The sequence below is a fragment of the Alcanivorax jadensis T9 genome (genome assembly GCF_000756655.1).
GTDB lineage: Bacteria > Pseudomonadota > Gammaproteobacteria > Pseudomonadales > Alcanivoracaceae > Alcanivorax > Alcanivorax jadensis.
This window is the reverse complement of sequence record NZ_ARXU01000006.1, coordinates 167,565-192,886: the sequence shown is the minus strand read 5'-3', so window position 1 is coordinate 192,886 and position 25,322 is coordinate 167,565. Positions and strand designations below refer to the sequence as shown.

Below are 25,322 nucleotides of genomic sequence, written 5' to 3'. Positions count from 1 at the left end.
AGCACCTGTAGGAGCGCCGCTTGAGGCGCGAACGAAAAAGCGCTTAATTCAACGCGATCAGGGTGTCGTCACGACGACGGCTGTTTTCTGCCCACACCAGCAGGTCGTAGTAGCGGCGGATGTGGCGGACGTAGATCACTGCCTGGCCGCCGCGGGCATTGCCGTAGCGCAGCTGGCCGGCGTAGGCCGGGTTGGCCAGCATGGGCAGACGTTGTTTCACATCCTGCCAGTTGTCCGGGTTGCCACCCTGGCTCTGGGTCAGCACGCGGGCGTCTTCCAGGTGACCGAAGCCCACGTTGTAGGCGGCCAGCGCCATCCAGGTGCGGCTCGGCTCGGGGATCCGCGCCGGGATGCGATCGTGGGTGTGGCGCAGGTAGTCGGCGCCAGCCAGGATGCTCTGGGCCGGGTCGGTGCGATCACTGATACCCATCTGGCGAGCGGTGTCGTTGGTGAGCATCATCAGACCCTTCACCCCGGTGGGGGAGATGGCACCCGGATCCCACAAGGATTCCTGGTAGGCCAGGGCAGCCAGCAGGCGCCAGTCAAAGCCGCTGTTGCCTTCCGCCTTGCGGAACAGTTCCTCATAGCGGGGCAGACGATCTTCCAGGTGACGTATGAAGCTGCGTGCTGCATACAGGTTGAACTGTTCCACATGGCCGTAGAAACGGTCTTCCAGCTTGGCGGTAGTGCCGTTGGCCTTGGCCTGAGTCAGGTAGCGCTGGGCAGCCAGGTACAGGCTCTGGTCATCCTTGGGGTTGAACGCCCAAGCCAGCGGCATGTCAGTGGCGGCGGTGTAATCGGCGATTAGCTCGGGCCACAGGGCACGCTGCAGGGAATAGTTGTTGGAATGGATCAGGGTGTAATCCACCTGGCCGTCTTCCACCAGAGCCAGCAGCTGTTCCGGGCTGGCTTCTTCCACTTCCTGGAATTCCAGGCCCGGATTTTCCAGCTGCGCCTTTACCAGCAGTTCCGCGTGGCTGGAGCCGGCGGCCACAGCTACCCGCTTGCCTGTCAGGTCTTCCATACCACGGATGCGCGGGGTGTCCAGACGGCGCACCACCAGGGAATCCACTTTCTGATAGTCGGTGGTGAAGTGCAGGCTCTCGCTGCGTTCTGCGGTGGCCACCAGGCCGGCCGCTGCCATATCGGCAGTGCCTTTACGAATGGCATAACGGATATAGGAAGGATCGTCGGATTCCAGCATGCGCAGCTCGACGCCCAGGCTGTCGGCAAAGCCCTTGGCCAGCTCGTATTCCATGCCGGTGTAACCGTGCTGGTCCTGATAGTAGGTGGTATTGGATGGACGGGTCATGACCACCAGCTCACCGCGGGTCATTACCCGTTCCATGGCGGTGGGAGTGGGGCGCATGGCGAGCATCATGCCCAGTACGCTGAACAGTGCCAGCGAGGCGAGTAGATGCTTACTGTGTCGAAAGAAAACCGTCATCCTTGGTGTACCTCTGTCAGGTTGTCCAGACAGGTCGATACTGCTACCGCCGACCGGTTAGGGATTGTTTCATCCCCTGCCTGTGATCTATATCACGTAAAAGTGGCGCAACTCTATCAGTGGCAAATGGCTGTTATGTAAAGCTTTGTCGAACAATTGAGCGTTTTATGCACAAATGCGACAAGTCCGGAAGAGAGCATTAAATTGCTTATAAGGCGCGTGGCGTAGGTGATTAACCCACGTCGTAGGACAGGGCTGACAAGGATGAAATTGGCCGTCGCAGGAGGCTGCGAGCGGCGGGCAAATCCCGTATCATTGCGACCCTGAATTAAACCTAAACCGAGACTTCATCGCGGCGCCTGACATAAGCCTTTGCCGCCACAGACAATTTTCTTCAGTCGATCGCATTCCCTGATGCGATACTTCTTCAGAAAATTCCCTGTGACAACAAATTCTTAGGCCATGCATCCACGATGAAGTCACGGATTTAGGTTAAGCACCACCTCGACCCCCACTGGTAATCATATAAGGCGCACTATGCTGATCCTCTCCGGAAGCCCGGCCCTGTCCGCATTTCGTAAGGAAAAACTGCTGGAGTCCCTGACGGGCATTTCTGCGATCTCTGCCCGTTACGTGCATTTTGTGGCGCTCAAGTCGCCCCTCAGCAATGAGCAGCAACAGGTGCTGGAAGGGCTGTTGCAATACGGCCCCAGCCTGGAAGAGGACGACGTGGATGGGCAGCGCTTTGTGGTGGTGCCGCGCCCGGGCACCATTTCGCCCTGGTCGTCCAAGGCCACGGATATCTGCCACAACGCCGGCCTGACTCAGGTAGAGCGGGTGGAGCGGGGCATCGAATACCGGCTCGCCGGTGCAGGGGAGCGATCCGCTCTGGCGTCAGCCCTGCACGATCGCATGGTGGAAGTGGTGCTGGCAGAGCTGGAAGACGCCGAGGCCCTGTTCTCTCATCACGCCCCCCGCGAGCTGACCACGGTGGATGTGATCGGTGGTGGCCGCGACGCGCTGGAAACGGCCAACAGCGAACTGGGCCTGGCCCTGGCTGATGACGAAATTGATTACCTGGTGGAGCGTTTCATGGCTCTGGGGCGTAATCCGTCCGATGCAGAGCTGATGATGTTCGCCCAGGCGAACTCAGAGCATTGTCGCCACAAGATTTTCAATGCGGACTGGACCATTGATGGTGAAGATCAGGAACTCAGCCTGTTCGGCATGATCCGCAACACCTACCACAATGCCCCCGAGGGCGTGTTGAGTGCCTACAAGGACAACTCCTCGGTGGTAGCCGGACCCGTGGCTGACCGGTTCTTCCCCGTCGCCGGTAGTGAAGAGTACCAGTTCGTCAACGAACCGGTGCACCTGCTAATGAAGGTGGAAACCCACAACCATCCCACCGCTATTGCTCCCCATCCGGGTGCGGCCACCGGCTCCGGCGGCGAGATCCGTGATGAGGGCGCCACCGGCCGTGGTTCCAAGCCCAAGGCCGGCCTGAACGGTTTCTCCGTGTCCAACCTGAATATCCCCGGTTTCGAGCAGCCCTGGGAAAAGCCCTACGGCAAGCCCGGTCGTATTGCGTCGGCACTGGATATCATGATCGAAGGCCCCATTGGCGCGGCGGCGTTCAATAACGAATTTGGTCGTCCTAACCTGTGCGGTTACTTCCGGACCCTGGAAATCCAGGCGCCGGGTGTGAATGGCGATGAACTGCGTGGTTATCACAAGCCGATCATGATTGCCGGTGGCCTGGGCAATATTCGTGACGGCCATGTAGAAAAGAACCCGATCCCTGCCGGTGCCAAGATCATCGTGCTGGGCGGTCCGGCCATGCTTATTGGTCTGGGCGGTGGGGCGGCAAGCTCCATGGCCTCCGGCGAGTCCGACGAGACCCTGGATTTTGCCTCCGTGCAACGGGACAACCCGGAAATCGAACGCCGGGTGCAGGAGGTCATCGACCGCTGCTGGGCCCAGGGTGATAACAACCCCATTGTGTCCATCCACGATGTGGGCGCGGGGGGCTTGTCCAATGCCTTGCCGGAACTGGTCCACGACCACGACATGGGTGCCAGGCTGGAACTGCGTGAGATTCCCAGCTCCGAGCCCGGTATGAGCCCGGTGGAGATCTGGTGTAACGAAGCTCAGGAGCGCTATGTACTGGCGGTGATGCCGGAAGACGTGGATCGCTTCGATGCCATCTGCCAGCGCGAGCGCACTCCCTATGCGGTGCTGGGTGAAGCCACCAGTGAAGAACATCTGACGGTCAGTGACGAGCACTTCGGCAAGGCGCCGGTGGATCTGCCCATGGATTTGCTGTTCGGCAAGCCGCCGAAAATGCAGCGTAGTTTCGACCGGGAAGATTTCCAGCGGCAGACGTTCACCACTGACGGCATTGATCTGAAAGAAGCCGGCGAGCGGGTGCTGCGTCTGCCCACGGTGGCATCAAAAAGTTTCCTGATCACCATTGGTGACCGTTCCATCACCGGTCTGGTTCATCGTGACCAGATGGTTGGCCCCTGGCAGGTGCCGGTAGCCGATTGTGCGGTGACCGCTACCGGCTTTAACCAGAACACCGGCGAAGCCATGGCCATGGGCGAGCGTACCCCGGTGGCTCTGGTGGACGCGGCAGCATCCGGCCGTATGGCCGTGGCCGAATCCATCACCAATATTGCCAGCGCCCATATCGGTGATCTGGGGCAGATTCGTCTGTCCGCCAACTGGATGGCCGCCGCCGGCCACCCGGGCGAGGATCAGGCCCTGTTCGATACCGTGAAAACCGTGGGCATGGAACTGTGTCCGCAACTGGGTATCGCCATCCCGGTGGGCAAGGATTCCCTTTCCATGCGCACCGTGTGGAATGAAAAGGGTATCGACAAGAGCGTCACTGCCCCGCTGTCTCTGGTTATCTCCGCGTTTTCCACGGTCACCGATATCGACCTGACCGTTACCCCGGAACTGAAAACCGGCGTGGACAGCGAACTGCTGCTGGTGGACCTGGGTCGTGGTCGGAATCGTATGGCGGGCTCCGCCCTGGCCCAGGTGTTTGGCAAGGTCGGCGATGTGCCGCCGGACCTGGACGACGCCAAGGACCTGATCGCCTTCTTCGAGGTGACCCAGCAACTGCTGGCCGAGCGCAAGCTGCTGGCCTACCACGATCGCTCCGACGGTGGCCTGTTTACCACCTTGGTGGAAATGGCCTTTGCCGGTCGCACCGGCCTGGATATCAGCCTGGATCATATTGCCGGTGACAATCCGGAAGCAGTGGCGGCGCTGTTTGCCGAGGAACTGGGTGCCGTGCTGCAGATCAGCCCGGCTGACAAGGACGAAATCCTGGCTCGCTACGCTAAAGCTGGCCTCAGCCAGTGTGTTTACAGCCTGGGCCAGCCGGACGGTGACGATGTGATTCGCCTGCGTCTGGGTGGCGGTATTCTGCTGGAAACCCCGCGCCGTGAACTACAGCGTATCTGGGCGGAAACCAGCTACCAGATCCAGTCCCTGCGCGATAACCCGGATTGTGCCCGCCAGGAATTCGAGGCCATCCCGGACAACAACAATCCGGGCCTGAATGTGCGCCTGACCTTCGACATGACCGAGAACCCGGCGGCGCCCTATATCAATAGTGGAGCCAAGCCGAAGATGGCGATCCTGCGCGAGCAGGGCGTTAATGGCCAGACCGAAATGGCGGCAGCGTTCGACCGGGTGGGTTTCTCTGCCATCGACGTTCACATGAGCGACCTGTTGGCAGGGCGAGTGCAACTGGATGACTTCAAGGGCCTGGTGGCCTGTGGCGGTTTCTCCTACGGGGATGTGCTGGGTGCTGGCGGAGGCTGGGCCAAGACGGTGCTCTACAACCCGGAGCTGCGCGAAGCCTTCAATCGCTTCTTCTTCCGCGAAGACACCTTTGCGCTGGGCGTGTGTAACGGCTGTCAGATGCTGTCCCACCTGAAGGACCTGATCCCCGGTGCCGAGCACTGGCCGCGCTTCGTGCGCAACCTGTCCGAGCAGTTTGAGGCGCGGACTTCCCTGGTGGAAATCCAGGATTCCCCCTCCATCCTGCTCAAGGACATGGCCGGTACCCGTATCCCTATCGCCGTGGCCCACGGCGAAGGCCGTGTGGAACTGGGGGATGAAGCCCTGAATCGCAACATCGAGCAGCGTCTGGTGGCCCTGCGCTATGTAAATGGTCAGGGCAATCCGGCGGAACAGTATCCGGCGAACCCCAACGGCTCGCCCCAGGGCGTTACCGGTTTCACCACCACCGACGGCCGCGTCACCATCATGATGCCGCATCCGGAGCGGGTGTTCCGGGTACTGCAGAACAGCTGGATCCCGGACGACTGGCGCGGCCATGAAAACGGCCCCTGGCTGCGGATGTTTGCCAATGCGCGGAAGTGGGTCGGTTAAGAGCAATTGACAGTTGATAGTGGACAGTTGACAGCTGGAAACTGAAAAAGGCGGAAATGGCGTGGCCATGTCCGCCTTTTTTATGTCCTGTTCGGGCCTTGAGCTGTCCTGATCCTACCCTCAGAATCAAACGATTGTTTGAAAGCTTTTCGCTGTCAACTGTCCACTATCAACTGTCAACTGAGACATTTATGTCTAATAAAACCTTCGGCCCTTTCGAGTTGCAAAAGGCCTACAACAACGAACCTGTGCCTGCGGATTTTGTTGAGCGTCGGCGTATCAGTGCGGCCATGCAGACCCTGGCGGAGCGGTTGATCCGGGCCGAGGGGGATATTGATACTCTGAGTGGCTGGGCCGATCAGCTGGAAGCGCTGGTGGCAACGGTGGGGGAGCCGGATCGTCGTGATACCCGGGCGGCCAATCGCAAGCTGTTCACCGGCTCGGCCACCGCCGAGGATATCTTCCACATGATGGATTACGACCCGGTGGGTGGACCGTCCAATCCCATTGCCCCCCAGGTGGAGTGGCTGCAGGAAGACCAGAACGGCATTGAAGGGGCGCTGCGCCTGGGGCTGCAATACCAGGGACCACCGGGGCGGGTGCACGGCGGCGTGATCGCCTGGCTGCTGGACGCGGCGCTGTCCCGGGCCTTGCATGCGGCCTTCCGGTTGGGCGTCACCGGTACCCTGAATATTCGTTATCTGGCAGCCACTCCCATCGAAGACACCATCCACTGCCGGGCCCGTATTACCGGCCAGGAAGGGCGCAAGATCTTTGTGGAAGGCGGCATCTGGCACGGCGATACTCAGACGGTCAGTGCGGAAGGCATCTGGCTGACACCGAAGAGTCTGGGGTAACCATGAGTGACCAGCGCTATCACTTCCGTGACATTCTTGTGGGGGAAACCCCGACGCCTTCACCTCGCGCTCAGCTGCACCGGGAGCTGGGCCAGGAACTGGTCGGGCTGACCGAGCAGGTGCTGCGCCTGGATGCCCCGGACGACAAACTGCACGAGTACATCGAACACATCCGTCAGCTGCGTGCAGATCTGGCCCAGTATGGCCAGCGGGACTATAACGGCATTCTTCAGCGGCTGCTGGCGGGGGAAGGCTCCGCCGATGATGTGACCGATCTGGTGGATTTCGAAATCCTCACCGGCAAGGCCTCCGCCATGTCACCCCCGCTGGAGTTGTGGCTGGACGGGGATCGGGTCCGTGGCCGCGCCACCTTCGGCCTGGCCTTTCAGGGGCCGCCGGGGCGGGTACATGGTGGTGTCCTGTCTCTGGCGTTGGATATGCTGATGGCGAAAACGCAGGATTTCGTGCGCCAGATCGGCATGACCGGTACCCTCAATATTCGCTATCTGGCCGGTACACCCATCAATACGCCGGTGGAGTTCGAGGCCCGGCTGGTCACTCTGGAGCGACGTAAGCTGCGTTGCGAAGGTAGCGTCTGGGTCAATGGCCAACAGACCGTCGCCGCCGAAGGCATCTGGATTTCTGCCCACGGCGATTACGCTCTGAAGCCGGAGTTTGCCGAGTTGGCAGACCACCTGTAGGAGCTTGCTCGCAAGCGAACATCGGCCTTGATCTGCCAACCCGGTTCGCCTGCAAGCAGCCTCCTACAAAAAAATCGCTAATGACAGAGGCAAGCCTTTTCTCAGTGAACTCTGTGCCCTCTGTGGTAAAAAACCGCTTTACTGAACCGCGAGCGACAATAACAAGGAGGCCAGCCCCATGGACGAGCTGTATTACAAACTGTGCTTTTACGTGCCCACCAGCCATGTGGAGCAGGTAAAGAACGCTATCTTTGAAGCCGGTGCCGGGCATATCGGCGATTATGATTGCTGCTGCTTCCAGACTCTGGGGCAGGGACAGTTCCGTCCCTTGGAGGGCAGTAACCCTTATATCGGTGAGACCGGCGGCGACGTGGAAGTGGTGGAAGAGTATCGGGTGGAGACAATCTGCCCGGCATTGCGGGTGCAGACCGTGATCAGCTCTCTGCGGTTGGCGCATCCCTACGAAGAGCCCGCCATTGACCTGTGGCGGCTGGAGCCGTTGCCGGGCTGACCTGGCGAGGGAGCCTCGAAGGCACCCGTAGGAGCTATGCTTGCATGGCGAACCGAGCGTAGCGAGGAAACCGCCCGCTGGGGATCAGGAATGCTCGGACGCTATAGCCTCTTCAGTGCGGACAGGCGGACAGCGGCAAGCTGTATCGCCTTCCTCCTCGCTGAGGCTCGCGGTTCGCCATGCGAGCATGGCTCCTACAGAAGCATTATGCGTCCTTGGTCAGGTGCTTCTTCCCTATCGGCGGTACTTCCTGAATGCGTACCGGGTACTCATCACGCTTGAGATCATCGATATAGAACTTGAGGGTTCGGCCCACTACCGGGAAGGCCAGTTCATCCCAGGGGATTTCATCCAGGCCGAACAGGCCCGCATCGCTGCTTTCCTCGCCCACGCCGTACTTGCCGTCCTCCACCCTGCCGAGAAAGAACACATAAACCTGGTTGATATGGGGTAGGTTGAATACCGTGTACAGATCGGTGATGTCCACCGTGGCACAGGCTTCTTCCCAGGTTTCCCGGGCGGCGCCTTCCTGCAGGGTTTCACCGTTTTCCATATAGCCGGCGGGCAGGGTCCAGTAACCCTTGCGCGGTTCGATGGAGCGCTTGCACAGCAGCACCTTGCCTTCCCACATGGGAACTGCGCCGACCACGATCTTGGGGTTCTGGTAGTGGATGGTCTGGCAATCGGGGCACCAGTAGCGGGGCCGGTTGTCTCCTTCCGGAATGCTGAAACCGATCTGGTCGCTACCGCAGTGACTGCAGAATTTCATGAAACCTCTCGCTCCGGACACGGCAAAAACCTGATGATACAGGAGAATCTCCGGCGGCCCCATCTGCCCGGTGATGATGTTACTGTCATCACAGGCTTGCCGCCGACGGCCCGGCTGTTCAAACTACCGTTTGAATTGAATGCACTGTTGAATGCACTACAGGAGAAGGCTGTGCTCGATCAGCTCAGGCAGCGATTGCCGGACTACAAACGCACGGAGCTGCCGCTGGCACTGCCAGAGGCGGCGGTGCTGATGCCGCTGATTGATGATCCGGAGCCGCGCCTGATCCTGACTGTGCGCTCCAGCACCATGCCTACCCATGCCGGTGAGGTGGCGTTTCCCGGGGGCAAGCGGGACCCGGGGGACAAAAGCTTGTTGATGACCGCCCTGCGCGAGAGCCAGGAAGAGGTGGGCCTGGATCCTGGCTACGTGGACGTGCTCGGCCAGCTATCGCCGCTGGCATCCCGCTATGGCATGAAGGTAACGCCCTTCGTGGGTATCGTCCGGCCCGAGGCGCCGCTGGTGGCGGAGCCCGGTGAAATCGAGACGATTTTCCAGGTGCCGCTACAGTTTTTCCTGGATGAAGTCCCGGAATTATCCAGCCCCATCGATTTTTTTGGCCGGCGTTTCCGCATTCCCAGTTATTACTACGAAGACAAGCGCATCTGGGGGCTGACCGCCTTCATGATTCTGGATCTGATCAACCATGTTTATGATGCGAACATCGAGTTTGAAGTGACGGACTGACAACGAAGGAAAGCACTGATGATTTATAAAATTGGCAGTCGGCAACTGGAACAACGGGGTGCCGGCCACTGGATCGCTGACAATGCCACCGTGATCGGCTCGGTGATCATGGAAGCCAACACCAGCATCTGGTTCAACGCGGTACTGCGCGCCGACAATGATGTGATCGAGATTGGCGAAAACACCAATATTCAGGACGGCTCCGTCCTGCATGTGGACCCGGGCGTGCCCATGAAAATTGGCCGTGATGTGACCGTGGGCCACAAGGTCATGCTGCACGGTTGCACCATTGGCGATAACAGCCTGATCGGTATTAACGCGGTGGTTCTGAACAAGGCGGTGGTGGGCAAGAATTGTATCATCGGTGCCAACTCCCTGGTGCCGGAAGGTATGAAGATTCCCGACAATTCCCTGGTGATGGGCTCCCCGGCCAAGGTGGTCAAGGAAATCACCGATGGCCACAAGGCCATGCTGACCATGAGCAGCATGCACTATGTGGCCCACGCCAAGGAATTCGCTGAGCATCTGGAAGTGGACGAACGGTTTCAGTCATGAGCCAGTTGATTTCCCCCTGCGTTTCCATCTGCGCCCTGGATGAAAATGATATCTGCGTGGGGTGTTTCCGTAGCGGCGGAGAGATTTCCATCTGGGGACTGCTTTCCGATGAGGAAAAGCGGGAAGTGTTCCGTCGTATTGAACAACGCATGAAGGGCGAACCGGCGCCCTGTGTGGTCCGCAAGGAGAAAAATCCATCATGACCGATATCGGTGATCAGGCCCCTCACAAACCCGTGGTCGGTCTGGCCCTTGGCAGTGGCTCTGCCCGCGGCTGGGCGCACATTGGCATCATTCAGGGGCTGGAAGAAATCGGTGTGCAGCCGCAGGTGGTTGCGGGTACCTCCATCGGTGCCTTGGTGGGCGGGGCCTACGTGACAGACACCCTCAACGAGTTTGCCGACTGGGTGCAGTCGCTGACGGTCAAGGATGTGTTCGGCTTGCTGGATATCAGCCTGTCCGGGGGCATGGTGAAGGGGGAGAAGTTGTTCAATTTCTTCCGCGAACATCATGAAAATCCGGATATTGAAACCCTGGAAAAGAAACTGGTTACCGTGGCCACAGATATGAAAAGTGGCCGTGAAGTCTGGATTACCAAAGGCACCATGCTGGATGCTGCTCGCGCCTCCTGTGCATTGCCGGGCCTGTTTTCGCCGGTGAAGATGCAGGGTCGCTGGATGCTGGACGGGGGGCTGGTCAACCCGGTGCCGGTGTCTGCAGCCCGCGCCATGGGGGCCGATGTGGTCATCGCCGTTAACCTCAACGCCCAACTGGTCGGCGCCCACCTGTCCCGTGACACTCGCAGTCAGGCCCAGGGAGAAGAGGGCAGCGACGAAGAGCGCAGTATCTGGCACAAGATGATGGGTTACTTCATTTCCGAAGATGGTGACGATCCGGGCTTTTTCGATGTGGTGGCATCCAGCATCAACATCATGCAGGACCGCATCACGCGTTCCCGCATGGCAGGCGACCCGCCGGAGGTGACTCTGGTGCCCATGCTGGAAGATTTCGCCCTGATGGATTTTCACCGCGCCAAAGAGGCCATCGAAGAAGGGCGCTCACTGGTTAAACGCTATGAATCCGATATCCTCGCCTGGGTGGGATCACCGGTGGCGGATAGGGTTTGAAAGGCAGTTAACAGTGAACAGTGAATAGTTAACAGTGGCGCGGTTGAGGCGTTATTATTCTAGAACGTAAGAGGCCGCGCCCATGCTCTGGACGCGGCCTCTTACGTTCGAAAACCGAAAGCGTTACACGCGAACTGTTAACTATTCACTGTTAACTGTTCACTGCTCTCCTGGCCTTCACCGCTTTCACCATATTGTCTTTCACCTGCAGGATCTCGATCTGGTATTGATCGATCTTTATCGAGATATTGGCGTCGGGGATGTCTTGCAGGTATTCCAGGATCAGGCCGTTGAGGGTTTTGGGGCCGTCGGTAGGCAGTTCCCAGTCCAGGCTGCGGTTGATTTCGCGCAGGGTGGCGGAACCGTCGATGACATAGCTGTCGTCTTCCTGGGGATGAATGTCCTGACTGCTGGCGGCCAGGTCGGTGGTGAATTCACCGACGATCTCTTCGAGAATGTCCTCTAGTGTCACCAGTCCCAGCACATCGCCGTATTCGTCCACCACGATGCCGATGCGGCGTTTGGCATTCTGGAAGTTGATCAGTTGCTGGTGCAAGGAGGTGCCCTCTGGGACAAAGTAGGGCTCCACCGTGTGCTGCATCAGCTCCGCCTTGTTGATGTCTTCCTTGAGCAGCAAACGGCTCAGTTTGCGCAGGTGCAGCAGGCCGATCATGTTGTTCGGGTCGCCGTTGAATACTGGCAGGCGAGTGTGCTGGCTGGAACGCAGAGTGGTGAGGATTTCATGCATGTCATCCTCGAGATCAATGCCCACCATTTCGTTACGGGGCACCATGATGTCTTCCACGGTCACCGTTTCCAGATCGAGGATGTTGAGCAGCATCTTCTGGTGGTTTTCCGGGATCAGGCCGCCGGCCTCGTTGACGACTGTGCGCAGCTCTTCCGGACTCAGGTGATCGTCGTCCTGATCGTTGGGACGAATTCCGCCCAGCCGCAACAACATCATGCTGACACCGTTGACCATCCACACCAGGGGTGCGAGCAGGACCTGCAAGGGTTTCAGCAGCACACTGGCCGGGAAGGCGACCCGTTCCGGTTTCATGGCCGCATAGGTCTTCGGGGTGATTTCGGCAAACACCAGCATGATGATGGTGATTACCACCGGCGCCACGGCGGCACCGCTGTCGCCGAGCCAGCGGATCGCCAGAATGGCGGCCACGGTGGCGGCGAAGTTGTTGACGAAATTGTTGCCGATCAGGATGACGGACAGCAGTCGGTCAGTCCGCTTGAGCAGACCCTCCACCCGGGAGGCGGCCTTGTGGCCCTGACGGGCCAAGTGGCGCAGACGATAGCGGTTGATCGCCACCATGCCGGTTTCACTGCTGGAAAAGAAGGCAGAGCCAAGAATCAGGGCAATCAGGGCGCCTATCAGCCACCCGTCAGAATAGGTATCCAAAGGAAAAGTCGTTTATCCGCCAGTCGGCCCGCTATTGTTCGGGCTGGGGGTTGGGGGTGTCAAGCAACGAGCTGCGCTTGTTGGGGCAGGAAAGAGTGGGGAATATCACCAACCTCGCCCGCCATTTCTACGAAGCCGTACCTCTTGAGGTGCGAACCGCGCTTGCGCGGAAATCGCCCGCAGGGCGATCAGGAATATCAGAGCTCGACAGGTTTCCCAGCAATGCGTTGCCACAATAAACGACCGAATCGCGCCGCGAGCGACGCTCCTACGGGCCTTTGCTGGTTCGCCTGCAAGCTTCCTCCTACAAAAAACGCGGGCAGGGTGCTATCCGATTAGCACGGCCCAGCCCGCGTTGCAGCGTGTTACTGCCTCACCGCTTGAGAATAAATTCCAGCACCAACTGACTGCCGAAGAAAGCCACCAGTAACACGGCAAAACCACTTAGGGTAAAGCGAATGGCGGTGCGTCCCCGCCAGCCACGCAGATAGCGGCCGGTCAGCAATACCGAGAACACCACCCAGGACACCAGCGTGAGGACGCTTTTGTGCGCCAAATTTTGCGCGAACAGGTTGTCCACATAGAGGAAGCCGCTGAGGATCGCCACGGTGAGCAGTATCTGACCCAGCCAGATCGCTTCGAACAGCATGGATTCCATTACCTGAATGGGTGGAAAAACCCGCATCACGCCTCGAATATGGCCACTTTTCAGCTGGCGGTCCTGTACCCACAGCAGCACGGCCTGGCAGGCGGCGATGGCCAGCACCGCGTAGGCAAGGATCGAGAACAACACATGCATGCCCAAGCCATGGGCCAGCGGATGAGCAATATAGCCGGTATTGACCCAGAGCATGGCGGGAATGGTCAGTGCCGCAAAGGGATAGACCAGCGCAGAAATCCATTCGAAAGGACGGTAGAGGCTGGAAAGCAACACCACGATAGCGCCGGTAAAGGCCACCGTGGACGCCACCGGGAACACGCCCAGTTGCAGCCCATGGGAAGTGAGAATGATCTGCCACAGGCAGAGGCCATGGGCCAGCACAGCCAGACTCCCGGGTATCAGCACGGAGGCCCGCGACGGGCGCTGTTGTCCGCGGTACTGCCGGTAAAGGATCAGGCAAGCAACCAGATACAGGGCAAAGGCGGCAAAACCACTGATCACGGAAAGGTTCATAGGTCGTTGTTATCCGTCGTCATTACCCGAATAAAGTGGCGGGCTGCTGAAGTCTGGCATAGGCATATCTGCACTATCAACAATCATTCTCATTTTCTGTGGGTGTCTGCCCCATGACGTTGGCCGCCAAGGAAGGCTATAATCGCGCCCCTGTCCCTGCGGCGGCTGAAGCTGGCCGCAGACACGGTGTATTTGGAGGTAACCCCATGTTCGAGAATCTCACCGACCGGTTGGGATCGTCGCTTAAAAGCCTGGCAGGTCAGGGTGCCCTGACCGAAGACAATATCCGCGACACCCTGCGCGAAGTGCGCAAGGCACTGCTGGAGGCCGATGTGGCCCTGCCGGTAGTGAAAGAGTTTGTCGAACAGGTGAAGGAAAAGGCCCTGGGCCAGGAAGTCCTGAAGAGCCTGAACCCCGGCCAGGCGTTCGTGAAGATCGTCAACGACGAGCTTGTCCATACCATGGGCGACGCCAACGACGGCCTGAATCTGGCTACCAAGCCCCCGGCCATCATTCTGATGGCGGGTTTGCAGGGTGCCGGTAAGACCACCTCCGTGGCCAAGCTCGCCCGTTTCCTGCAGGAGCGGGAAAAGAAGAAGGTCATGGTGGTCTCCGCCGACGTGTATCGCCCGGCGGCGATTGAGCAGCTGAAAACCCTGGCCGGTGAGGTGGAGACCAACTTCTTCCCCTCCACCGGCGACCAGGACCCGGTGGATATCGCCAACGGTGCCCTGGAAGAAGCGCGCCGCCGCTACATGGATGTGCTGATCGTCGATACCGCCGGTCGTCTGCACATTGATGAAGACATGATGGGCGAGATCAAGCGCCTGCACGGGGCGATCAACCCGGTGGAAACCCTGTTCGTGGTTGACGCCATGACCGGTCAGGATGCTGCCAATACCGCCCAGGCTTTTAATGAAGCGCTGCCGCTGACTGGTGTGATCCTCACCAAAGCAGACGGTGATTCCCGTGGTGGTGCCGCCCTGTCGGTTCGCCACCTCACCGGCAAGCCGATCAAGTTCATCGGCATGGGCGAGAAGACCGATGCGCTGGAGCCCTTCCACCCGGATCGTATCGCCAGCCGCATTTTGGGCATGGGCGACGTGCTCTCCCTGGTGGAAGAGGCCGAGCGCAAGCTGGACAAGACCAAAGCCGAGAAAATTGCCAAGAAGTTCAAGAAAGGCAAGGCGATGGACTTCGAGGATCTTAAGGACCAGTTCCAGCAGATGCGCAATATGGGCGGCATGGCCGGCCTGCTCGACAAGTTGCCCGGCATGGGCGGCATGATGCAGGCCGCTCAGGACCCGGCGTCCATGAAGCAGATGAAGCACATGGAGGCGCTGATTGACTCCATGACCCCGAAAGAGCGGCGTAACCCGGATCTCATCAAGGGCTCGCGCAAGAAACGCATCGCCGCGGGTGCCGGCCTGGATATCCCGGCCCTGAATCGTCTGATGAAGCAGCAGAAGATGATGGCCAAGATGATGAAGAAGATGCGCACCAAGGGTGGCATGAAGAACATGATGCGTGGCATGGAAGGGATGATGGGCGGCAATGGTGGCCCCGGTGGCCCTGGCGGCATGGGGGGTATGGGCGGCCCGGGCGGTATGCCGCCTATGTAAAAAGCGGCACCCTGACACAGGGAAGGCCGCGAAGGGCGCGAATTATACAGAGAGAAGCGGCGGGCAACAAGCCTCCTCAACCGCCATATTTCCTGCGAAGCACCTGTAGGAGCGGCGCTTGAGCCGCGAATGCGAGCCTGGGTGAGCCTGTTAGCCCGGCAAGCCCAGATTGCCTCCGTATCGAGTCCTGGCAGGCTCTGCGGGCAATTTCCTCGCTGCGCTCGCATTCGCGGCTCAAGCGCCGCTCCTACAGGTGCTTCGCAGGAAATATGGCGGTTGAGGAGGCTTGTTGCCCGCCGCTTCTCTCTGTATAATTCGCGCCCTTCGCGGCCTTCCCTGTGTCAGGGCTGGCTTTCAAGCGGATACGATGGCTTATCAAGAGATAGGCCGGGAAACCGGATTGATAAAAGGTAAATGAACCATGGTAATTATTCGTCTTGCCCGTGGCGGTTCCAAGAAGCGCCCGTTCTACAGCATTGTTGTTGCCGATAGCCGTAACGCACGTGACGGCCGTTTCATCGAGCAGCTGGGTTTCTACAACCCCATCGCCCGCGGCGGTGAAATCCCTCTCAAGCTGAACCTGGAAAGCCTGGACGCCTGGGTTGCCAAGGGCGCTCAGCTGTCTGACCGTGTCAAAACCCTGGCTAAGCAGGCCCGTAAGGAAGCCTGATGGCAAGGGGAGGGCAGGTGTCCTCTGAACTGGAGGTAGTCGGTCGCATCCTCGGGGTGCACGGCGTCCAGGGATGGGTAAAGGTGTATTCCTATACTGACCCCATGGACAACCTCCAGCACTACCAGCCCTGGCACCTGAAACAGGGTGGCCACTGGAAGCCGGTGAAATTGACCGGCTTTCGCCCCCAGGGCAAGGGGCTTATCGCACAGATCGACGGCATTACCGATCGAGATGGGGCGGCAAGCCTGGTGGGGCAGGAAATCGGGATTCCCGGTGATCTGCTGCCCACGTCCGGGGCGGGCGAGTACTACTGGCGCGATCTGGTCGGCCTGCGCGTTCACCACGTGGACGGCATGGATTTGGGCAAGGTGGTGCGAATGCTGGAAACCGGTGCCAACGATGTGTTGGCGGTACGCGGCGACAGCAACAGCCTGGATCGGCGCGAGCGCCTGATTCCCTGGCTGCCGGACGATGTCATCACCGAGGTGAATCTGGCCGAAGGGCGGATGACAGTGGACTGGGATCCGGAGTTTTAGATGCCTTTTTCGGTAACGCTGGTAACTCTGTTCCCGGAAATGGCAAAAGCGATTACTGACTTCGGTGTGACCCGGCGTGCGGTGGAAAACGGCCAACTGCAGTTGGAAACCGTGAATCCCCGGGATTTCACCGAAGATCGTCACCGCACCGTGGATGATCGCCCCTTTGGTGGTGGCCCCGGGATGGTGATGAAGGTGGAGCCGCTGGCGAAAGCCCTGCAGGCTGCCCGCGCTGCCAATCCGGCAGCCACGGTAATCTACCTGTCCCCTCAGGGGCAGCCGCTGACTCAAGCGAAAGCCGTGGAGCTGGCGGAAAAGCCCGGCCTGATATTACTGGCGGGGCGCTATGAAGGCGTGGACGAGCGGTTGCTCGAAGCCGAAGTGGATGAGCAGATCTCCATCGGCGACTACGTGCTCAGCGGCGGTGAACTGCCGGCGCTGGTGCTGACCGATGCGGTCAGCCGACTATTACCCGGAGTGCTGGGACACCAGGATTCCGCCGAGCAGGATTCGTTTTCTGGTGAATTCGAACACTTGCTCGATTGCCCCCACTACACCCGCCCGGAGGTGTACAACGGGCAGGCAGTACCGACGGTACTGCTGAGCGGCAATCACGCGCTGATTCGCCGCTGGCGCCTGAAACAGGCGCTGGGACGGACCTGGCAACAGCGTCCTGACCTGCTGGAAGCCCGCCGGGCGCGGGGTTTGAGCAACGAAGAGCAGCAACTGCTGGATGAGTACATCGCCGAGCAGTCGCCGCATACAGCAAAAACGAGAGACTAGGAGCACTGCCATGAGTGGCAAGAACCTGATTATCCAGGGCATTGAAAACGCCCAGCTGAAAACCGAACTTCCGGAATTCGGCGCCGGTGACACCGTTACCGTGCAAGTGAAAGTAAAGGAAGGCACCCGTGAGCGTCTGCAGGCGTTCCAGGGCGTTGTGATTGCACGTCGCAACCGTGGCCTGAACTCTGCCTTCACCGTTCGTAAAATCTCCCACGGTGTGGGCGTTGAGCGTGTATTCCAGCTGCACAGCCCGCTGATCGATTCCATCGAAGTGAATCGTCGTGGTGACGTGAGCCGCGCCAAGCTGTACTACCTGCGCGACCGCTCTGGCAAGTCTGCCCGGATCAAAGAAAAAATCCGATAAGACGCCACGCTTATCTTCTGTCGCGAGCGAATGTCGGTTTAGCCTTTGCTGTAGGGCATGCGAAATCGACCTCTGGCCAGACAGAATGCTCCATACAAAAAAGCCGCTCCCGAAAGGGGCGGCTTTTTTGTGTCAGCAAGCACGGTGTTTATCGCGCAAGTTCACTGCGGCCGTGAATAGACCACCACCCGATCTCGCCCCTGATGTTTGGCGGTGTACATGGCTCGGTCTGCCTCTTCTATCAGGGTATGCGCGTCCATGGCGGACTGTGCAGACGCGCTGCTGACGCCAAAGCTGGCGGTGAGCTTTATTGCCGGCGAACCGGTGATCGCCATTGCGTTGTGCCGAAGTGCTTCCGCACAGCGCTCTGCGACATTGTGTGCCTGTGACAGCGTGGCCCCGGGGAGCAGCATCAGGAACTCCTCGCCACCATATCGGCCAAGCAAATCATTATCCCGCAAATTATCCTGCAGCGTTTCGGCGACATGAATCAGTGCCTGGTCGCCAGTGGCATGGCCGTATCGGTCATTGATCTGTTTGAAAAAGTCCACATCCATCAGTACCACCGCCAAGCCCTTGCGGGCACGTGTTGGCATGGCCAACTGATGAGTCAGGGTTTGCAGCAGATGTCCGCGATTGGCTACACCGGTTAGCGGGTCGCGAATGGAGCGGTCAAAGGTGGAGGCCTCGCGATGTCGCCAGGTCGACGTCAGGGCGGCAACGGTAAAAGAGTCTTTGGTGATGATCAGGCCCGCCGCGATGATCGTAATAATGTCATACCAGACCTGTGCGGGCCGGTAATCTACCGGAGCCAATAACGGGCGATATAGGGTGGTATCCAGACTGACCACGATGGCATAGGCCAGAATGGCGGCCATGGAAAGTATAAAGACCAGGGTTATCTGGGTTGCCGGGAAAAGAAGCAGGCCGATCAGTACGCAGCCGGTGAGAACGATACCTGTGACCAGGTTAAAAGGGCCGACCAGTAACAGTGAGACAATGCCGGTTACCCCGAAAAACAGAATGGTGAAGCTGGCAAAACGGTTTTCCTGAGCCTCGGACATTGGCTGCCGGCTGCCGAACCGGGCAATAGCGAACCACAAAAGGCTGGCGATCAGGCCCCAGGCCAACCCAGCCCACAGCAAAGGGTTGTAGACCCCTTTCACAAAATGGGAAATAACCAGTCCTGATGCGCATCCCAGAAAGATAATCCAGTAGATTGGTTGCCCGATCAAGGATATGAAAATGCCTTTTTCCCGAGGGCTGCCATTAATTTGCTGACCGATGAGCCGATAGAGTTCTTCTAATGGTTTTATCATGGCTGTCGTGGTGAAGGTGCGGCTTCGCCGAGGGCGAAGCCGCACGGATTCAGGCTTTGTTAAGCATTCGGTAAAGCGCCAGCAGTACCAGAGCGCCGGCGATGGCGGTGACAAAGCTGCCCAGGCTGAAACTGCCCATAGACCCCAGGCCCACCAGTGAGCCCAGCCAGCCGCCAACAAAGGCGCCAGCAATACCGAGCAGGATGGTGATGATGAAGCCGCCCGGATCCTTGCCTGGCATGATCCATTTGGCAATGATGCCGGCGATCAGACCAAACACAATCCACGATAGAATGCCCATAGTTCCTCTCCTTGGTAGCCGTTTGTAAGTTGTTAGGCGGCCCCATTGTTGCCGCAAAAGGGCGGCCCTGTCGTTAACTGTGCCCGCTTTGGGACGTAATTTTTGGTAAAAGACGGTCGTTCCACCGCGTGACATTGGTTTTTAACCCATTGTTTTTTATTGCTGTTTAGGGCCTTATTCAGAAATGAACGAGCTAACCGATGACCATGGGCGCCTGATTGACAGCTGGCTTGATCAGCAGTGGCTGGAAAAGGGGCTCAGCGAGCACAGCCTGGAGAGTTACCGGCGCGACATACGCCAATTGGCGGTGTGGTTGCAGGGTCAGCAAGGCACCTTGCTGCAATGTGAGCGTTACCAGCTGCTGGAATTCCTGGCAAATCGCCATCAGCAGGGCGTGGGGGCTCGCTCGGTGGCCCGGCAATTGTCAGCGATAAAGAGTTTCTATCGCTGGTTGAAGCGGGAAGGGCGGATTGAAGAAGACCCGGCGCTGTTGATTGAGCGACCCAAAACCGGTCGTCCTCTACCGAAAACCCTTACTGAGGCGGATGTGGAGGCGCTGTTAGCGGCGCCGGATGTGTCCACCCCCTTGGGGTTGCGTGACAGGGCCATGCTCGAGCTGATCTATGCCACCGGGTTACGGGTTACCGAGCTGGTCACCCTGACCCAGAGCCAGATCAACCCTCGCCAGGGGCTGGTGCGCGTGATCGGCAAGGGCGACAAGGAGCGGCTGGTGCCTCTGGGTGAGGAGTCACTCCACTGGCTGGCGCGTTATCTGCGTGAGGCGCGGCCGTTGCTGTTGGGTGACAATCAGGAGCTGCTGTTTCCCAGCAGACGCGGTACCTGCATGACACGGCAGACCTTCTGGCATCGTATCAAGCAGATGGCTATGGTCGCCGGGGTGGAAAAAAAACTCTCACCCCATACACTGCGTCATGCGTTTGCCACCCACTTGCTGAATCACGGGGCAGACCTGCGGGTGGTGCAGTTGTTGCTTGGGCATAGTGATTTGTCTACCACCCAGATTTATACCCATGTGGCCCAGCAGCGGTTACAGGATCTGTACCAGAAACATCACCCCCGATCGGGAACCTGATGCAGACAATCCGGTTCCAAGAGGGTAAATGAGGAGTAACGACAGAATGAATAAATGGTTTTTGGTGGTACTGACGGGGCTGATGGCCGCTTGCGGGGCGGATTCGAATTCTGCGCCGAAGAGCAATGACACCGTTAACGGTGACAAGGCCAAGGCGGCTTTCGAGAAAGCTTTCGATGGAATGGAAGTGACCGAGGTAAGCGCTGCGCCGATACCCGGAATGGTCGAACTGAATGTTAACGGCCGCGAAAGTGTCTACATGACCGAGGATGGCCGCCACCTCCTGATCGGCAAGCTGCTGGAGATTAAGGACGGGGAAGTGGTCAACCCTGCGGAAAAGCGCTTTGAGAAAGTCCGCAAAGAGGGCATCAAGACGCTGGATCCGGCGGACATGATCACCTACGCGGCGGAAGACGAAAAAGCCGAAGTGTATGTGTTCACCGATATTAGCTGTGGTTTCTGTCGCAAGCTGCATCGCCACATCGACGAATACAACGCTGCGGGCGTCACCGTCCATTATCTGGCTTTCCCTCGCGGCGGCCCGACCACCGAGGCCGCAGCGGCCATGCGCCACATCTGGTGTGCGCAAGATCGTGCCCAGGCGCTCACCGATGCCAAGATTAAGGACGAGGTGACCCAGGTCGAGCTAACCGAGTGCGCCAAACCGGTGGATGAACAGTACCAGCTGGGCAATACCTTCGGCGTACGGGGTACCCCGGCTATTTATTCCACTGAGGGCGAGCAACTGGGCGGCTATGTGACTCCGGAGCAGCTGCTTGAGCGGCTCGAGTGACAGGCTGAACCCCGCGTAATCCGGCGCTTTCGGGCCGGGAATACAGCGTGAATACATTGACGGCGCAGGGATGCGCCGTTAATGTGTCCGCCTTCATTTTTCCCTCACCCAAGGTGTTGTCGTGGAAACAGATTTCCAGCGAATTCGTCGTCTGCCGCCCTATGTCTTCAATATCGTTGGCGATTTGAAGAAGGCAGCGCGGGCGCGGGGTGAGGACATCATCGATTTCGGCATGGGTAATCCGGATCAGCCCACGCCAAAGCACATCATCGACAAGCTCACCGAGACGGTGCAGCGGGGAGATACCCACCGCTATTCCCAGTCACGTGGCATCCCGCGCCTGCGCAAGGCGATTACCGACTGGTATCAGCGTCGCTATAACGTGGACCTGGATCCGGATGACGAGGCCATTGTCACCATCGGGTCCAAGGAAGGGTTGGCACACCTGGCGCTGGCCACCATGGGGCCCGGAGATACGGTACTGGTGCCCAACCCCAGTTACCCGATCCACCCCTATGGTTTCGTGATTTCCAACGCCGATATCCGCCATGTGCCCATGGTGAAAGGGGTGGATTTCTTCGTGGAGCTGGAGCGGGCGATCAAGGAATCCTGGCCCAAGCCGAAAATGCTGGTGCTCAATTTCCCCGGCAACCCCACCGGCCAATGCGTTGACCTGGAATTCTTTGAGAAGGTGGTCGCCATTGCCCGTGAACACCAGATCTGGGTGGTTCACGATCTGGCCTATGCGGATATTGTCTTTGACGGCTACAAGGCGCCTTCCATTCTGGAAGTGGAAGGGGCAAAAGAGGTGGCAGTAGAGTTCTTCTCCCTGTCCAAGAGCTATAACATGCCCGGCTGGCGCGTGGGCTTCTGTTGTGGCAACAAGGACTTGATCCATGCTCTGGCACGCATCAAGTCCTATATGGATTACGGCACCTTTACACCGATTCAGGTGGCGGCCATCGCTGCCCTGGAAGGTGACCAGACTTGCGTGGCCGAGATATGTGAAATGTACCGTAAGCGCCGGGATGTACTGGTGGATGGCCTGGCGGAGATCGGCTGGCAGGTGGAAAGACCCCGTGCCACCATGTTTGTCTGGGCGGAAATTCCCGAGCATTACCGGGATATGGGCTCGCTGGAATTTTCCAAGAAACTGCTCACCGATGCCGGTGTGGCGGTGTCCCCGGGCATCGGTTTTGGGGATTACGGTGACGATCATGTGCGCTTCGGGCTGATCGAAAACGAACAACGGACCCGGCAGGCTATCCGCGGCATCAAGAAGATGTTCCGCCAGGACGGCCTGCTGGACTGACTTTTGCCTTTGCGGCAGGCCGCAGGGGTAGCGTGAGAAGTTGCGACAGGGCTTTTCAACACACTGATAAATGAAACGAGGATAGGCTGTGGATTCGGTGAAGGTGGGTATTGCTGGTCTGGGCACTGTGGGCTCAGGCACCGTCAACGTTCTTAAGCGCAATGCGCGGGATATTGCCCGTCGCGTGGGACGTCCGATTGAAATTACCCACATTGGTGCGCGCCGGGACAATCCCGCCTGCGATACCCAGGGTATTCGCCTGTCCCGGGATATCTTCGCCGTGGCCACAGACCCGGATATCGATATCCTGGTGGAGCTGATCGGTGGCATCGATACTGCCCGTGAGCTGGTGCTCACTGCCATCAAGAACGGCAAGCATATTGTCACCGCTAACAAGGCGCTGATCGCCGAGCACGGCAACGAGATCTTCCAGGCGGCTCAGGATAACGGCGTGGATGTGGCTTTCGAGGCCTCCGTGGCCGGGGGTATTCCCATCCTCAAGTCCCTGGGTGAAGGGCTGGCAGCCAACCATATCAACTGGCTGGCGGGCATCATCAACGGCACCGGCAACTTTATCCTCACCGAGATGGAAGAGGGCGGCCGTGCCTTCAAGGACGTGCTGGACGAAGCCCAGCAGCTGGGTTATGCGGAAGCGGATCCCACCTTCGATGTGGAAGGCATTGATGCGGCCCACAAGCTCACCATTCTGGCGTCCATCGCCTTCGGTATTCCGCTGCAGTTCTCCCAGGTCTATACCGAGGGGATCAGCCGCATCACCACCGAAGACGTGGCCAGCGCCGCTCACTTCGGTTACCGCATCAAGCATCTTGGTATCGCCAAGGACACCGGCAAGGGCATCGAACTGCGTGTGCATCCGACCCTGGTGCCCAAGGAAACCATGTTGTCGGCGGTCAACGGGGTCATGAATGCGGTGATGATCCACGGTGATGCCGTGGGCCCGACCATGTTCTACGGCGCCGGCGCCGGCGCCGAGCCCACCGCCTCTGCGGTGGTGGCCGATATCATCGAACTGGGCCGCGCCCTGACCGTGGACCACGACGAGCGGGTGCCCTACCTGGGCTTTCACACTGACCACATGTCCGATGAGCCGATCCTGACCATCGACGATGTGTCCTGTTGTTTCTACCTGCGCCTGCATGTGCAGGACAAGAAAGGGGTGCTGGCCGACGTGACCCGCATCCTCAGTGACAACAATGTCAGCATTGATGCCATGATACAGCGGGAAGTGGACCAGGGGCTGGTGCCCATCGTGATGATGACCCACGAAGTCCGCGAGGGTGACATGAACCTGGCGTTGGCCAAGATCGGTGCCCTTGATACCGTGGATAGCGATATAATGCGCATCCGGGTGGAAACGCTGGACGCTTGATGCACAGCGTCGGACGCCCGGTTTTCAGTGTCCGGCGACAAGCATCTGGCGATTTTACGCGCTGATTAAAGCGACCAAATTCAAGAACAGCAGAGCCTGCCTCAATGGCTTTGCACTAGCAGCAGAGACCAACACCATGCCTTTTCGTGACCGTTACACCGGCTTGATCAACCGTTACCGCGACCACCTGCCGGTGAATGATGACACGCCCATCATCAGCCTGGGTGAAGGGAATACGCCCCTGATTCGCCTGAAGAACATTCCCAAGATGCTGGGCAAGGACGTGGATATCTACGTCAAATACGAAGGCCTGAACCCCACCGGTTCCTTCAAGGACCGTGGCATGACCATGGCGGTGACCAAGGCGGTGGAAGAGGGTAGCAATGCCATCATCTGCGCCTCCACCGGCAATACCTCTGCGGCTGCCGCGGCCTACGCGGCCCGTGCCGGCATTACCGCTTTTGTGCTGATTCCGGAAGGCAAGATTGCCATGGGCAAGCTGGCCCAGGCGATGATGTATGGTGCGGTGATTATGCAGATCCGTGGCAACTTCGATCAGGGCATGGAGCTGGTCAAGCAGGTGGCGGAGAAAGCCCCGGTGACCATCGTGAACTCCGTGAATCCCTATCGTCTGCAGGGCCAGAAATCTGCTGCATTTGAGATTGTCGAAGAACTGGGCCGTGCCCCGGACTTCCACTGTTTGCCAGTGGGGAACGCAGGCAATATCTCCGCCCACTGGATGGGCTACAGCGAATACAAAAAAGCCGGTGTGGTAAACAGTGCACCGAAGATGGTGGGTTATCAGGCCGAAGGGGCGGCGCCCTTCATGCGTGGCGGACCGGTGAAAGACCCGGAAACTGTGGCCACGGCCATCCGTATCGGTAATCCGCAATCCTGGGACAAGGCCTGGGCCCTGCAGGAAGAGTCTGGCGGCTGGTTCGACGAACTGACCGATCAGGAGATTCTGGCTGCCCAGAAGATGCTGGCTGAGAAAGAAGGCATCTTCTGTGAGCCGGCGTCTGCGGCTTCTCTGGGGGGCGCCATGCGCGACATCAAGGCCGGCAAGATTCCGGAAGGCTCTACCATCGTCTGCACCCTCACCGGTAACGGCCTGAAAGACCCGGACACCGCTATCGCCCAGTGCCAGGATAGCCGCATGGTGACTATTGATGCGGATCTGGATGCGGTGAAAGGCGCCATCCTGTCCAATATGTCCTGACCTGTTAAACAGGTCGAAAAAAAACGGAGCGCTATGCGCTCCGTTTTTTTATCTCTCTCTGTTGCGCAATCAGAGCCTTGTTTGCAAGGCTGAATCACATCAGCCGCTTTTCATTTATTCGCTTTGTGAAAAAACGGCAACAAAGCAATCACCCTGTAATTTTGCATTTGTTTTGGTCGCAGGAAAAAATCCTTGCACAA

Annotated in this window: 24 protein-coding genes; 18 read left to right on the top strand and 6 right to left on the bottom strand. The window is 58.8% G+C overall.

The window, feature by feature from the left end; translation table 11 throughout:
- Positions 1-43 precede the first annotated feature (43 nt).
- A complete protein-coding gene (gene mltF, locus T9A_RS10070) occupies positions 44-1,447 on the bottom strand; it encodes a membrane-bound lytic murein transglycosylase MltF (protein WP_035247864.1) in 1,404 nt (467 codons plus the stop codon).
- Between the two features lie 537 nt (positions 1,448-1,984).
- Here mltF and purL point away from each other — a divergent pair.
- The 4 genes from purL (at position 1,985) to T9A_RS10050 (ending at position 7,929) form a co-directional block, all read left to right on the top strand.
- A complete protein-coding gene (gene purL, locus T9A_RS10065; protein ID WP_035247862.1) occupies positions 1,985-5,860 on the top strand; it encodes a phosphoribosylformylglycinamidine synthase in 3,876 nt (1,291 codons plus the stop codon).
- Positions 5,861-6,051: 191 nt separating this feature from the next.
- Positions 6,052-6,717 (top strand): PaaI family thioesterase, encoded by a 666-nt coding sequence (locus T9A_RS10060; RefSeq protein WP_035247860.1) that lies wholly within the window; start codon positions 6,052-6,054, stop codon positions 6,715-6,717.
- 2 nt (positions 6,718-6,719) lie between these two features.
- The gene (locus T9A_RS10055) at positions 6,720-7,418 is read left to right on the top strand and encodes a PaaI family thioesterase (RefSeq protein WP_035247858.1); all 699 of its coding nucleotides are present in this window, start codon (positions 6,720-6,722) and stop codon (positions 7,416-7,418) included.
- Positions 7,419-7,596: 178 nt separating this feature from the next.
- Complete coding sequence (locus T9A_RS10050; RefSeq protein ID WP_035247856.1) at positions 7,597-7,929, top strand: YqfO family protein; 333 nt, start codon at positions 7,597-7,599, stop codon at positions 7,927-7,929.
- A gap of 205 nt (positions 7,930-8,134) precedes the next feature.
- On the opposite strand, the gene T9A_RS10045 is transcribed toward T9A_RS10050, so the two are convergent.
- Positions 8,135-8,698 (bottom strand): NUDIX hydrolase, encoded by a 564-nt coding sequence (locus T9A_RS10045; RefSeq protein WP_035247854.1) that lies wholly within the window; start codon positions 8,696-8,698, stop codon positions 8,135-8,137.
- Positions 8,699-8,869: 171 nt separating this feature from the next.
- Here T9A_RS10045 and T9A_RS10040 point away from each other — a divergent pair, with 171 nt between their 5' ends.
- From T9A_RS10040 to rssA, 4 genes are read left to right on the top strand one after another with little or no spacing between them, the layout of a single operon-like run.
- Positions 8,870-9,445 (top strand): CoA pyrophosphatase, encoded by a 576-nt coding sequence (locus T9A_RS10040; RefSeq protein WP_035247978.1) that lies wholly within the window; start codon positions 8,870-8,872, stop codon positions 9,443-9,445.
- 18 nt (positions 9,446-9,463) lie between these two features.
- Positions 9,464-10,000 (top strand): gamma carbonic anhydrase family protein, encoded by a 537-nt coding sequence (locus T9A_RS10035; RefSeq protein ID WP_035247851.1) that lies wholly within the window; start codon positions 9,464-9,466, stop codon positions 9,998-10,000.
- Entirely contained in the window at positions 9,997-10,203 is a 207-nt protein-coding gene (locus T9A_RS10030; RefSeq protein WP_035247849.1) for a DUF1289 domain-containing protein, read from the top strand. The genes T9A_RS10035 and T9A_RS10030 overlap by 4 nt, the downstream gene beginning before the upstream one ends.
- Positions 10,200-11,126, top strand: coding sequence for a patatin-like phospholipase RssA (gene rssA / locus T9A_RS10025; protein WP_232222071.1), 927 nt, complete (start codon positions 10,200-10,202; stop codon positions 11,124-11,126). Before T9A_RS10030 ends, rssA begins: the two co-directional genes overlap by 4 nt.
- Before the next feature lie 151 nt (positions 11,127-11,277).
- On the opposite strand, the gene T9A_RS10020 is transcribed toward rssA, so the two are convergent.
- Both T9A_RS10020 and T9A_RS10015 read right to left on the bottom strand, forming a co-directional pair.
- Positions 11,278-12,540: an HlyC/CorC family transporter gene (locus T9A_RS10020; RefSeq protein ID WP_052042785.1), complete on the bottom strand. Its 1,263-nt coding sequence runs from the start codon at positions 12,538-12,540 to the stop codon at positions 11,278-11,280.
- 373 nt (positions 12,541-12,913) lie between these two features.
- Entirely contained in the window at positions 12,914-13,714 is an 801-nt protein-coding gene (locus T9A_RS10015) for a cytochrome C assembly family protein (protein ID WP_035247844.1), read from the bottom strand.
- Positions 13,715-13,920: 206 nt separating this feature from the next.
- Here T9A_RS10015 and ffh point away from each other — a divergent pair, with 206 nt between their 5' ends.
- The 5 genes from ffh (at position 13,921) to rplS (ending at position 17,695) form a co-directional block, all read left to right on the top strand.
- Positions 13,921-15,336 carry a signal recognition particle protein gene (ffh, locus tag T9A_RS10010; RefSeq protein WP_035247840.1) on the top strand — a complete coding sequence of 472 codons (1,416 nt, stop codon included), beginning with the start codon at positions 13,921-13,923 and terminating at the stop codon, positions 15,334-15,336.
- A gap of 421 nt (positions 15,337-15,757) precedes the next feature.
- Positions 15,758-16,006, top strand: coding sequence for a 30S ribosomal protein S16 (gene rpsP, locus T9A_RS10005; RefSeq protein ID WP_035247836.1), 249 nt, complete (start codon positions 15,758-15,760; stop codon positions 16,004-16,006).
- A 17-nt stretch (positions 16,007-16,023) separates the two neighbouring features.
- Positions 16,024-16,545 carry a ribosome maturation factor RimM gene (gene rimM / locus T9A_RS10000; protein WP_232222070.1) on the top strand — a complete coding sequence of 174 codons (522 nt, stop codon included), beginning with the start codon at positions 16,024-16,026 and terminating at the stop codon, positions 16,543-16,545.
- A complete protein-coding gene (gene trmD / locus T9A_RS09995) occupies positions 16,546-17,328 on the top strand; it encodes a tRNA (guanosine(37)-N1)-methyltransferase TrmD (RefSeq protein ID WP_035247829.1) in 783 nt (260 codons plus the stop codon).
- Between the two features lie 10 nt (positions 17,329-17,338).
- Positions 17,339-17,695: a 50S ribosomal protein L19 gene (gene rplS, locus T9A_RS09990; RefSeq protein ID WP_035247826.1), complete on the top strand. Its 357-nt coding sequence runs from the start codon at positions 17,339-17,341 to the stop codon at positions 17,693-17,695.
- Between the two features lie 161 nt (positions 17,696-17,856).
- Here rplS and T9A_RS09985 read toward each other — a convergent pair whose 3' ends face one another.
- Both T9A_RS09985 and T9A_RS09980 read right to left on the bottom strand, forming a co-directional pair.
- The gene (locus T9A_RS09985) at positions 17,857-19,014 is read right to left on the bottom strand and encodes a GGDEF domain-containing protein (protein ID WP_084573469.1); all 1,158 of its coding nucleotides are present in this window, start codon (positions 19,012-19,014) and stop codon (positions 17,857-17,859) included.
- A gap of 49 nt (positions 19,015-19,063) precedes the next feature.
- The gene (locus T9A_RS09980; RefSeq protein WP_035247820.1) at positions 19,064-19,315 is read right to left on the bottom strand and encodes a GlsB/YeaQ/YmgE family stress response membrane protein; all 252 of its coding nucleotides are present in this window, start codon (positions 19,313-19,315) and stop codon (positions 19,064-19,066) included.
- Between the two features lie 184 nt (positions 19,316-19,499).
- Here T9A_RS09980 and xerD point away from each other — a divergent pair, with 184 nt between their 5' ends.
- The 5 genes from xerD (at position 19,500) to thrC (ending at position 25,122) form a co-directional block, all read left to right on the top strand.
- Entirely contained in the window at positions 19,500-20,408 is a 909-nt protein-coding gene (gene xerD, locus T9A_RS09975; RefSeq protein ID WP_035247818.1) for a site-specific tyrosine recombinase XerD, read from the top strand.
- Between the two features lie 46 nt (positions 20,409-20,454).
- A complete protein-coding gene (locus T9A_RS09970; RefSeq protein WP_035247816.1) occupies positions 20,455-21,201 on the top strand; it encodes a DsbC family protein in 747 nt (248 codons plus the stop codon).
- A gap of 121 nt (positions 21,202-21,322) precedes the next feature.
- On the top strand, positions 21,323-22,513 hold the full coding sequence (gene alaC, locus T9A_RS09965; RefSeq protein ID WP_035247814.1) for an alanine transaminase: 1,191 nt from the start codon (positions 21,323-21,325) through the stop codon (positions 22,511-22,513).
- An 88-nt stretch (positions 22,514-22,601) separates the two neighbouring features.
- Positions 22,602-23,903 (top strand): homoserine dehydrogenase, encoded by a 1,302-nt coding sequence (locus tag T9A_RS09960; protein WP_035247812.1) that lies wholly within the window; start codon positions 22,602-22,604, stop codon positions 23,901-23,903.
- A gap of 136 nt (positions 23,904-24,039) precedes the next feature.
- On the top strand, positions 24,040-25,122 hold the full coding sequence (gene thrC, locus T9A_RS09955; RefSeq protein WP_035247810.1) for a threonine synthase: 1,083 nt from the start codon (positions 24,040-24,042) through the stop codon (positions 25,120-25,122).
- The last annotated feature ends 200 nt before the right edge of the window (positions 25,123-25,322 follow it).

What these genes read in the sequence shown, in the direction of transcription:
- mltF (WP_035247864.1), bottom strand. Translation starts at nt 1,447, where the DNA reads ATGACGGTTTTCTTTCGACACAGTAAGCATCTACTCGCCTCGCTGGCA.
- purL (WP_035247862.1), top strand. Translation starts at nt 1,985, where the DNA reads ATGCTGATCCTCTCCGGAAGCCCGGCCCTGTCCGCATTTCGTAAGGAA.
- T9A_RS10060 (WP_035247860.1), top strand. Translation starts at nt 6,052, where the DNA reads ATGTCTAATAAAACCTTCGGCCCTTTCGAGTTGCAAAAGGCCTACAAC.
- T9A_RS10055 (WP_035247858.1), top strand. Translation starts at nt 6,720, where the DNA reads ATGAGTGACCAGCGCTATCACTTCCGTGACATTCTTGTGGGGGAAACC.
- T9A_RS10050 (WP_035247856.1), top strand. Translation starts at nt 7,597, where the DNA reads ATGGACGAGCTGTATTACAAACTGTGCTTTTACGTGCCCACCAGCCAT.
- T9A_RS10045 (WP_035247854.1), bottom strand. Translation starts at nt 8,698, where the DNA reads ATGAAATTCTGCAGTCACTGCGGTAGCGACCAGATCGGTTTCAGCATT.
- T9A_RS10035 (WP_035247851.1), top strand. Translation starts at nt 9,464, where the DNA reads ATGATTTATAAAATTGGCAGTCGGCAACTGGAACAACGGGGTGCCGGC.
- T9A_RS10030 (WP_035247849.1), top strand. Translation starts at nt 9,997, where the DNA reads ATGAGCCAGTTGATTTCCCCCTGCGTTTCCATCTGCGCCCTGGATGAA.
- rssA (WP_232222071.1), top strand. Translation starts at nt 10,200, where the DNA reads ATGACCGATATCGGTGATCAGGCCCCTCACAAACCCGTGGTCGGTCTG.
- T9A_RS10015 (WP_035247844.1), bottom strand. Translation starts at nt 13,714, where the DNA reads ATGAACCTTTCCGTGATCAGTGGTTTTGCCGCCTTTGCCCTGTATCTG.
- ffh (WP_035247840.1), top strand. Translation starts at nt 13,921, where the DNA reads ATGTTCGAGAATCTCACCGACCGGTTGGGATCGTCGCTTAAAAGCCTG.
- rpsP (WP_035247836.1), top strand. Translation starts at nt 15,758, where the DNA reads ATGGTAATTATTCGTCTTGCCCGTGGCGGTTCCAAGAAGCGCCCGTTC.
- trmD (WP_035247829.1), top strand. Translation starts at nt 16,546, where the DNA reads ATGCCTTTTTCGGTAACGCTGGTAACTCTGTTCCCGGAAATGGCAAAA.
- rplS (WP_035247826.1), top strand. Translation starts at nt 17,339, where the DNA reads ATGAGTGGCAAGAACCTGATTATCCAGGGCATTGAAAACGCCCAGCTG.
- T9A_RS09985 (WP_084573469.1), bottom strand. Translation starts at nt 19,014, where the DNA reads ATGATAAAACCATTAGAAGAACTCTATCGGCTCATCGGTCAGCAAATT.
- T9A_RS09980 (WP_035247820.1), bottom strand. Translation starts at nt 19,315, where the DNA reads ATGGGCATTCTATCGTGGATTGTGTTTGGTCTGATCGCCGGCATCATT.
- xerD (WP_035247818.1), top strand. Translation starts at nt 19,500, where the DNA reads ATGAACGAGCTAACCGATGACCATGGGCGCCTGATTGACAGCTGGCTT.
- T9A_RS09970 (WP_035247816.1), top strand. Translation starts at nt 20,455, where the DNA reads ATGAATAAATGGTTTTTGGTGGTACTGACGGGGCTGATGGCCGCTTGC.
- thrC (WP_035247810.1), top strand. Translation starts at nt 24,040, where the DNA reads ATGCCTTTTCGTGACCGTTACACCGGCTTGATCAACCGTTACCGCGAC.